The organism is Catenibacterium sp. UBA627, from assembly GCF_002299355.1.
Taxonomy (GTDB): domain Bacteria; phylum Bacillota_I; class Bacilli_A; order Erysipelotrichales; family Coprobacillaceae; genus Catenibacterium; species Catenibacterium mitsuoka.
Window position 1 is genome coordinate 32,646 of sequence record NZ_DBPF01000044.1, and the last position, 9,284, is coordinate 41,929.

Annotated in this window: 10 protein-coding genes and 1 pseudogene; 2 read left to right on the plus strand and 9 right to left on the minus strand. The window is 32.5% G+C overall.

All coding sequences use genetic code 11. The annotated features are described in order from the left end of the window. Nucleotides 1–37: 37 nt before the first annotated feature. The 8 genes from B2S90_RS03165 to B2S90_RS03205 form a co-directional block, all read right to left on the minus strand. Nucleotides 38–448: a phosphoribosyltransferase gene (locus B2S90_RS03165; protein ID WP_278860865.1), complete on the minus strand. Its 411-nt coding sequence runs from the start codon at nucleotides 446–448 to the stop codon at nucleotides 38–40. A gap of 221 nt (nucleotides 449–669) precedes the next feature. Continuing rightward, entirely contained in the window at nucleotides 670–1,806 is a 1,137-nt protein-coding gene (locus tag B2S90_RS03170; protein ID WP_278779498.1) for a DEAD/DEAH box helicase, read from the minus strand. Nucleotides 1,807–2,458: 652 nt separating this feature from the next. Continuing rightward, nucleotides 2,459–2,731, minus strand: coding sequence for a hypothetical protein (locus B2S90_RS03180; protein ID WP_055234081.1), 273 nt, complete (start codon nucleotides 2,729–2,731; stop codon nucleotides 2,459–2,461). After that, entirely contained in the window at nucleotides 2,718–3,113 is a 396-nt protein-coding gene (locus tag B2S90_RS03185) for a hypothetical protein (protein WP_215657375.1), read from the minus strand. The genes B2S90_RS03180 and B2S90_RS03185 overlap by 14 nt, the downstream gene beginning before the upstream one ends. Before the next feature lies 1 nt (nucleotide 3,114). After that, a complete protein-coding gene (locus B2S90_RS03190) occupies nucleotides 3,115–3,744 on the minus strand; it encodes a DUF4417 domain-containing protein (protein ID WP_215657374.1) in 630 nt (209 codons plus the stop codon). A 228-nt stretch (nucleotides 3,745–3,972) separates the two neighbouring features. Beyond that, nucleotides 3,973–4,650 carry an ImmA/IrrE family metallo-endopeptidase gene (locus tag B2S90_RS03195; RefSeq protein ID WP_286696530.1) on the minus strand — a complete coding sequence of 226 codons (678 nt, stop codon included), beginning with the start codon at nucleotides 4,648–4,650 and terminating at the stop codon, nucleotides 3,973–3,975. Next, a complete protein-coding gene (locus B2S90_RS03200) occupies nucleotides 4,640–4,999 on the minus strand; it encodes a helix-turn-helix domain-containing protein (protein ID WP_055234077.1) in 360 nt (119 codons plus the stop codon). The genes B2S90_RS03195 and B2S90_RS03200 overlap by 11 nt, the downstream gene beginning before the upstream one ends. A gap of 257 nt (nucleotides 5,000–5,256) precedes the next feature. Beyond that, nucleotides 5,257–5,454, minus strand: a complete 198-nt coding sequence (locus B2S90_RS03205) for a type II toxin-antitoxin system HicA family toxin (protein ID WP_055234076.1) — start codon at nucleotides 5,452–5,454, stop codon at nucleotides 5,257–5,259. Nucleotides 5,455–5,912: 458 nt separating this feature from the next. On the opposite strand from B2S90_RS03205, the gene asnB reads away from it, so the two are divergent. Together asnB and B2S90_RS03215 are read left to right on the plus strand one after the other, a co-directional pair. Continuing rightward, nucleotides 5,913–7,496 carry an asparagine synthase B gene (gene asnB, locus B2S90_RS03210; protein WP_055234075.1) on the plus strand — a complete coding sequence of 528 codons (1,584 nt, stop codon included), beginning with the start codon at nucleotides 5,913–5,915 and terminating at the stop codon, nucleotides 7,494–7,496. A gap of 27 nt (nucleotides 7,497–7,523) precedes the next feature. Next, the gene (locus B2S90_RS03215) at nucleotides 7,524–7,670 is read left to right on the plus strand and encodes a hypothetical protein (RefSeq protein ID WP_187114897.1); all 147 of its coding nucleotides are present in this window, start codon (nucleotides 7,524–7,526) and stop codon (nucleotides 7,668–7,670) included. Between the two features lie 56 nt (nucleotides 7,671–7,726). Here the strand turns inward: B2S90_RS03215 and B2S90_RS03220 are convergent. Continuing rightward, nucleotides 7,727–9,284: pseudogene (locus B2S90_RS03220) on the minus strand (hypothetical protein); the annotation flags it as partial.

The following is a 9,284-nucleotide window of genomic DNA, read 5'->3' on the forward strand; positions in this document are numbered from 1 at the left end:
ACATTATATCATACATATAGCAAAAAACAAAAGCATTTTATATACTCCTTGCTTGTTTAATTATTCCCAAGTTTACAAGGTATTTCTCTTTTATTGCGAGGATCAATATTTCGATTTTCTGGGGCTTTTCTTTTTCAATTAATTTAAGACAAGTCTTAATGGTTTCTCCAGAAGTCATCACGTCATCTAATAGAAGTATTTTCCTATTTTTAAGAAATAATCCACCCCTTAATCCAATCACATCACGTATCCCTGCTCTTTGCGTATAAGACTGGTCACTTTGTTTATAATTCACTTTCTTATAGAGTCCATTGAAAACATGAGAGTGAATTGTCATTGCAATGGCCTGGTTGGGAGCAAAACCACGCACATCATTCGCCTTTGAAGCACTTGGTGCAACAACAATCAAATAATCCTTATAGCGTCTTTGTAGTTCTCTTTTGTACATATCTAAGAAAGCATCCTTTAAAGCATAATCATATTGTCCCTTATAACGAAAAAGCAGGGTACGGAAGAAATCATTGTAAGCATATAATATGCGTAGCGGATAACCTTGAAAGTTTGTCTTAATATCAATTCTCTTAAATAAAGATAAACAGGAGGAACAGATACAGTGATGGGAAAATAATTGATGAAAAGAAGATGTTTTAGATATTGAGGATAAACAGATCAAACAGACATCCTGTTGAGAGATTGAATGGTTTTGATACATCCTTTCATTGCCTTTGAATAATGGTTATCTATTAATAATATTCTTCCATCCTCATATCCTATTTTTCTTCCTACTCTTCCCGCAATCTGTATCAATGTTCTTTCATCAAATATACGATCTCCTGCTTCTAATACAATCACCTGTACATCCTCTATTGTGATTCCTCTTTCTAATATCGTTGTGGTGATTAAGACATCTAATAATCCTTCTTTAAAATCCTTTGTATATTTATTTAAATAAGGAGACTCTGAACTCACACCCTGTACTTTATATGTATCCCTTAACAAGTCTGCATAGTATTGTGCATCACTTTTCCTAGGTACATAAACAAGTACTCTAAGGTGCGTTTCTAACAGTTTCTTAACCCAATATTTCAAGGATATGAGCCACAAAAATTGAGGAATGATATAAATATGAGGAACAGGCAGATCATGACCATGGTAGCGTCGATTCATGATCATGACACATTCATCATGAATATCTTCCTCAAGTAATGTAGCGGATAATTTAATATACCTTTTAGAGGCATGATAAAAGATAGAGTTCAATACATCATCTCCATAAAAAGGAAATGCATCGGCTTCATCCATAATAATTAAATCAAAAGGAGAAGATACAAATCGATAGAGCTGATGGGTAGTACAAATGATTAAGGGGGCATCATTATTCTCTTGATAGCCCCCATATAGAAGACCAATGGTTAAGCGAGGGAAATCCTTCTGAATTCTTTCATGTAATTCTATACACAATTGTCTTCTAGGGATTGTGAAACATACGCGTCCCCCTTTTTCAATCACATGCTTAATTATCGCATAAGAGATTTCTGTTTTACCAGAGCCACATACAGCAAGGACAATAGAATTCGTGGCATTCTCATAATTCGTGATCAGTTGTTCAGAGATGAACTGCTGGCGGGACGACAAGGTAAAAGAAAGATGATAGGACGCATCAGTCATTATTAAAGGAGTCGTATGTATTGGATAAGATTCATCTAAATAAGTACGTCCAAACGCTATGCACTTTCTACAATAAGGTCTCTTATTGATATAGCTGATATAGTGTTCATCCTCATTACCACATACAGGACATTTCACAATCACCACCTCCTTTGGCCCTCTACTTACCTATACACTTAGAAGATGGTTTTTTTCTCAAAAAAAGTTAAATTTTTTTCAAAAAAACTATGAGCATCACTCATAGTCACATATATTGACTTTAAATTTGTTGTAAACTATAATAAAAACGAAAGAAGGAACAGCCAGTAAGCGGCTGTCCTTGGATTTATTTTTGGTAAGTAACTACCCCAAACTTTTCCTAGGAGCGAGGTAGTTACTTTTTTTCGTTCTTATCAATAATGATAAGAAGTAATCTAACAACAAGTGTCAATAAAGATATGATCGGTGTTAAACATGTTAACATAATCATAATTATTTCATACGTTGTCATTAGGCATCACCTCCGTTTTCAACTTAAGAGAAGAATCACGAAGGGTTGCGTACCTTCGTCATAACGACCAAGGATAACCACCTACCGTATACGGCTGTTCCACGCATGAATTATATCATAGAAATCTATAGGTCGGGATAAGTTATCAATTATTACATTTTCATAATAAGTCGAAATTTATTGGTAGAAATGCAGCATAAAACAACCCCTAAGCCATTGTACTTGCTTAGAGGTTGTTTCAATTTTTTTATTGTCTATAAAACGCAGAAGAAGCATTAATATGTTGTTTTCAGCATAGAATTAACAATCAACCCACGTAATATCATTTTCTATTTCCCAAAAAGTCTTTCCATCAAAAATTCTATCTGATAAAAAATCTTCCACAGGATAATTATTGTTGTCACCTTTCCACTTATAGTCCCGACCGTTTTCTTTCATTTCGTAGAGCACTAACTCTAATATATCATTTTCTATCCACCCTTCTAGAAAATATTTTGTATCATTATATAGGAACCACAATTCATCACCATAATGTATATGATCTACAAATTCCTGAACATTACCATTTTTCATATTGAGGCACTCCCTTAAAAAACTTTTTGTACTTTTCATACTCTTCTTTTGTTATAAGATGGACAGGTCGAATTTTAAAATTATCTCTTTCTAAATAATCATGTACATGCAATATATTGTGTTTTCTGTCCCCGTTATTTATTGCAGGTTCTGGATGATAAGCTATCTCTTTGATTAAATAATGATTTTCGTCATATATTCTCATTTCATGAAATGTACCATCTGGTTTTAACTTTATATATGCAGTACTTGAATGAGATTCTTCTGGCAATCCATGCTTACCATTCTTTCCACTCAATACTTTAACACCTTCTATTTTATCAATAGTTTCATAAGTATAATCCACATTATTGCCTATTGCAAAAGTTCCTCTGCCACCCATACTATCTCACAACCTTTCTTGACTTTAAATAGTCTACAGTTATAATATTCCCTTTCATTTCATCAAATGGTTTTCCAAAACAAATAACCTTTTCAGGCTCAATCCTTTTCAACATTTCGTTGTAACCATTCATAAAATTGAATCTATTATTTTTACAACCAATCATACCTACTGCAACAATAGAATGTTTTTCTATGCCATCAAAGCAATAATCGTAACTACTAGGTGTACTCCATGTAACTGTCGGGATAACTTTCAACCCTTGACTTTGCCAATATGCTCCTACCCAACGGCTATGAGCAATACTTTCTATTTGCCTCCAAGTATTCATTTCGGCATATGTTGAAAAATCTGGTGTCAAGAGAAAAGCGTATTGGCTATACTTTTTTAAAGACCTTTCAGGATTTCTATAGATATTTTCAAAGCGATAATCATCAACAAAGAAATGAACGCCAGATTGCTTATTAAAATCCGAAGCATTTGATTGCGTATCAGAACAAGCAATAAGTGAAATATCTTGTAATGATATGTCTTGTTTTTTCACAAGGGGAATCCCAAACTTCCCCTCAACTTTAAATTGATTCCTCATAAACAAAGGATTAAGTCTTTTATTTTTACTATTCACATTCATATAAGCATCCTCCTAAGTTCATAATTTGAACTTTTGATATAGTAAAATTTCATTGATGTGCCATATGTGAATGTGATATACTCAATTTGGTCGAAGAATTGTGTATTAACACATTCACATAAAACGTATTAAACAGTTTTTATACATGTTTAATACGTTTTATTTTTACATTCATATCTAACCACCTCCTATATCACATCGTTTATATCATGTGATTTTTATAATATTCTAATACCAATGATCTCGTTCATTTTGCATTTTTTCTTCATCATATGTATCATATGCTAAAAATGAATTGGATATTGGTGCTATTTTATTGATAAAATCTTGGAATTTCGAAACTATATAATTATCCATCTCTTTTTCTTCATCCGTACGATGTGTATAATCTACCTTTCTCAATGTTTCTATTCTTTTTTTTGCAGCTGATTTAGAAACTCCAAACCATCTTTGTAAATATTCTTGTGTTATTTGCATTCCTCTTCTACGTAATTCATTAATTACTTGCTCTGGCATAAGCAATTGAGCAGCAAAAAAATTAGCTTCAACTTCATATAAACTATAATCACTCTTATTATTTAAATCATGATTCATCATATAGTGCCCAAATTCATGCCCTAAACTAAATTTTTTTCTTTCATTCATAATATATGGTGCATCATTAAAGAAAATGATGAAGCGTCCACGAAAGTTCTGAATTATAGCATCTTCTGAACCAAATGCACTTATATCTACTCCATATGTTTCAGCTTTTTCATAGTTTCTACAAACAATTCCTGTTTTTTCTTTAATTACTTTAGTAATTGAAAACGGAAAACTTTGAATATTATTTGATGACAACAATATCAAATTAACTTCATCAACTATTTTTTTAAATCTAGGTTTTGTTTCTTTATTATAAATCATCATTTTCACCTTCATCATCATCAAAAATATCATCAAATACAACTTTTAATACATTCTCAGCCTTTTTCAATTGTTCATCGTCTAATCTATCCAAATTTCTTTGAATATATGATAACTTTTCATTTGAAGCATCCACATCCATAAGATTGTTTCCAAGTAATTTATCAATTGAAATTCTATACTTTTTTGATATTTTCATCAAAATATCATCACGTGGTACAATTCCCTTATTTTCCCACATGCTCACTGCTCCTTTAGTTACACCTAATTGGTCTGCAAGTTCCTGCATTGTCAAATTATTATTACTCCTTAATATTCTTATCGTATTACTAAACTCCTTATTCGCCATTTTGAATACCTCCACCTTTTCGTACAATATTATTATACTTGTATAATATTGTCGTATTATATTGATATAAATTAATATCTGTTCTGCTATTTAATTTATAATAAAATATTTTTTTAAGCAATTGAATAATGTACTTATGCAAACTCCTACATTTCATCAAAAAATACAAATTATTGACTCATTACTAGAAACAGAAACAACCTCTAGGCTATTCGTCTAGAGGTTATTTTCATACTTAAGTTTTGTGAATAGAGATGCTAATCATCTACCTTTAAATCATATTCCTTAATAAGTCTACGGGCAATCATCTTATTCACATGAGTCCTCTTAATAGTAATAGTGCGTTCACCATTAGAGTAAATACAATGGTCCCCTTTTGCATGTCTAAGGAATCGATAACCATTGTTTTCTAATATTCTTTTGAATTCTATGATGGAATACGTTCTTGCTTTCATGGTCTTTCCTCCTTGTCTATCTCTATTCTACCACATTTATAATCTTTAATGATTTTTTTACATATAGCGACATAATTATTCAAAAATTAGTATATATGCTAAATTACGATTAATTTTTAACATTTTTATAATAATTTATTATTGCGTTGAATAAATCTTTGTATTATACTTAAACCCAACAAAGGCGAAGACGAGGAGAGTATTCTATGACAGAGACTCCAGCGAGTAAGTGATGGTGGAAGACTTACAGTTAAGTGATAGATGAAGAACACCTCTGAGCTGTCTACCCAAAGCATAATGCAAGTAGGCTAGAACGTTCTTTCAGCGACGTTACCGCTGGCGGGTATCGCATGCTCTTTGAAGTATGTCTGTACTTAGTTATAGACTCAACGACTTAGTAAGATACTCGCACCACAAAGCGAGTTTTTTTTGACTCAAGTATAGGGAGGAAGATGTAAATGTGTGGTTTTTTAACAGTAGGTTCTAAAGAACTAGAAATTGATGTATTTGATGAAGCTTTAGGAAAGATTGAAGGCAGAGGTCCAGATATGATCGAGACTTCTCGATTATTCGATAAAACTTTTGGTTTTAATAGATTAGCTATTATGGATTTAAGCGAAAAGGGTATGCAGCCTTTTTCTGATGATCATACTATTGTGGTATGTAATGGAGAAATCTATAACTATCCAGAATTAAAGAAGAATATTATGGATGAATATACTTTTAAGTCTTCTAGTGATTGTGAAGTATTAATTCCTTTATATAGAAAATATGGTTTAGATACACTTGTAAGATATTTAGATGGTGAATATGCATTCTGCTTATATGATGCATTAACTGACAAGATGATGGCTGCAAGAGATCCAATTGGTATTCGTCCGATGTTTTATGGATATACTGAAAAAGGGACTATCGCATTTGGTTCTGAAGCTAAAGCTTTAATGCCTGTCTGTAAAGAAATCATGCCTTTCCCACCAGGACATTATTATGATGGTGAGAAGTTTATATGCTTCAATGATGTGGCTGATGTGAAATTAATGCATAATGATGATGTAGAAACAATCGCCTTGAACTTACGTGTTAAACTAATTGAAGCCGTTAAGAAGAGATTACAGAGTGATGCCCCTGTTGGTTATTTATTATCTGGTGGTTTAGATTCATCTTTAGTATGTGCGATTGGTCAACGTATTACTGATACACCTATCAAGACATTTGCGATTGGTATGGAAACAGATCCAATTGACTTAAAGTATGCGAAAGAAGTAGCTGAATTTCTAGGTACTGATCATACAGAAGTAATCATGACTAAAGAAGATGTACTCGGTTCTTTAAGAGAAGTCATCCGCACATTAGAAACATGGGATATTACAACTATTCGTGCAAGTATTGGTATGTACTTATTATGTAAATATATTCATGAACATACTGATCTAAAGGTTATTTTAACAGGAGAAGTCAGTGATGAATTATTTGGTTATAAATATACAGACTTTGCGCCTAGTCCTGAAGAATTCCAGAAAGAATCTCAGAAACGTATGCGAGAATTATATATGTATGATGTATTAAGAGCAGATAGATGTATTAGTGCGAATGCCTTAGAAGGTCGTGTTCCTTTCGCAGATCTTGATTTTGTAGATTATACAATGCGTATTGATCCAAAGAAGAAGATGAACACATACAATAAAGGTAAATATCTCTTAAGACATGCTTTTGAAGGTTTAAACTATCTTCCTCAGGATATCTTATTTAGAGAAAAAGCAGCTTTCTCTGATGCTGTTGGACATTCTATGGTGGATTATTTAAAAGAATATGCTGATTCACTCTATACAGATGAAGATGTTAAAAATGCTGAGGATAAGTATCCTTACTGCACACCATTTACTAAAGAATCTCTATTATATCGTGATATCTTTGAATCTTATTACCCAGGGAAAGCCAAATGGATCAAGGATTTCTGGATGCCTAATAAGACTTGGGAAAACTGTGATGTCAATGACCCAAGTGCTAGAGTACTTAAAAACTATGGTGACTCTGGAAAATAATGTTATAATGAGAATGAGGTGATGATTATGTTAAGTACATTATTATCAATGATGTTCTTTCTCGCATTTCTTCCATTTATTCTTATGTACTATATCTTTAAGTGGAGTATTAAGGTTGTAATCTATCTTATTCTTATCTTCTTTGCATTTGGATTACTATTAATGTTTCTATAAGACTATGACTGATTTCATAGTCTTTTTTTTGCATAAAAAAGGGGACATCATGTCCCCTAACATACAACACCATTATGAATTGTATGGTTGTTGTAATAGCCATTATATGACCAGTTGATCTGTCCATTTTCAACATAGTACCATGTACCATGCCCATCAACCTGAGATAAAGTTATCTTATTCCAGTCGATCTTGCCATTCTCTACATAATACCAAGTACCATTATATAAAACGAGATTAGAATAGTTCCAGTCAATCTGTCCATTATGGACATAGAACCAAGTCCCATGATAATACACCAATCCATTATAAGACCAGTTCAATGCACCATTCTGGATATAATACCATGTACCAAAATATTGTGTTAAACCAGTATAATGCCAATTGATCTGACTGTTTTCAATATAATACCAAGTACCATGTCCATCTACCTGGGACAATGTATTCTTACCCCAGTTGATCTTGCCATTCTCTACAAAATACCATGTACCATGATACTGTACAAGGTTTGTATAACACCAGTCAATCTTACCGTTTTTCACATAATACCAAGTGCCATTATAAAGTACAAGACTAGAATAGTTTGTTTGATGAACACCATTTTTAATATAGTACCACTCTTTATTACAGTAAACCAATCCCTGATAATGCCAATTGATTTGACCATTCTCTACATAATACCAAGTACCATGACCATTAACCTGACATAATGTATTTTTATTCCAGTTGATCTTACCATTTTCCACATAGTACCAAGTACCATAATACTGTACAAGATTTGTATAATGCCAGTTGATTTTACCATTCTCTACATAATACCATGTACCATTATAAAGAATCAGATTATTATAACCTGTATCTAAAACACCATTAACGATATAACACCATTCACCATTAATATAAGTCAATCCATTACATGAATGATTCACTACACCATCAACTACATAATATGTCTTTCCATTATAGTCTACTAAACCTGTATAATCCTTATCTAGCTTACCATTATGAATATAATACCAGTCTCCATTAAAGTACACGATCGTATTCTTGTTAACCACAAGACCGTTTTCCACATAATACCAATAACCTTTGTTCTTTATTGGACCATTCATATTCTTATTTGTATGACCACTCACTAAATAATAGGTTGTTCCATTATAATTCCATGGACCAGTGTAAGATGTATCCACTTTACCTGCATCCACTTTATAATATTCACCTTCATACTTAATAGCACCTGAGATGGACTGATCCACAATACCATCTACCATATAGTAATTGTGATAAATACCTGTTGTATTCATAAAATGACCATTTGAAGTGGCATAAGTGCCTGCTCCTATAGTAATAGTAGAGGCATAAGAATTGACTCTTATATCTTCGCATTTCATTAAATAGCCACCAATTGTTTCACCAATGGCTTGATGACCTTTCACATTAGGATGGTAACCATCTGATGCGAAGTAATTCTTATTTTCATTTAAGGCATATTCACTATTGGTGATATAAAGACCACCTGCTTCTTTTGTGCCATCTTTATATGCTTGGATGACATTCTTAAATCGTGAATGATCACTTGTAGCATCTCCTGTCATACCAACAAGAATCTTTGCA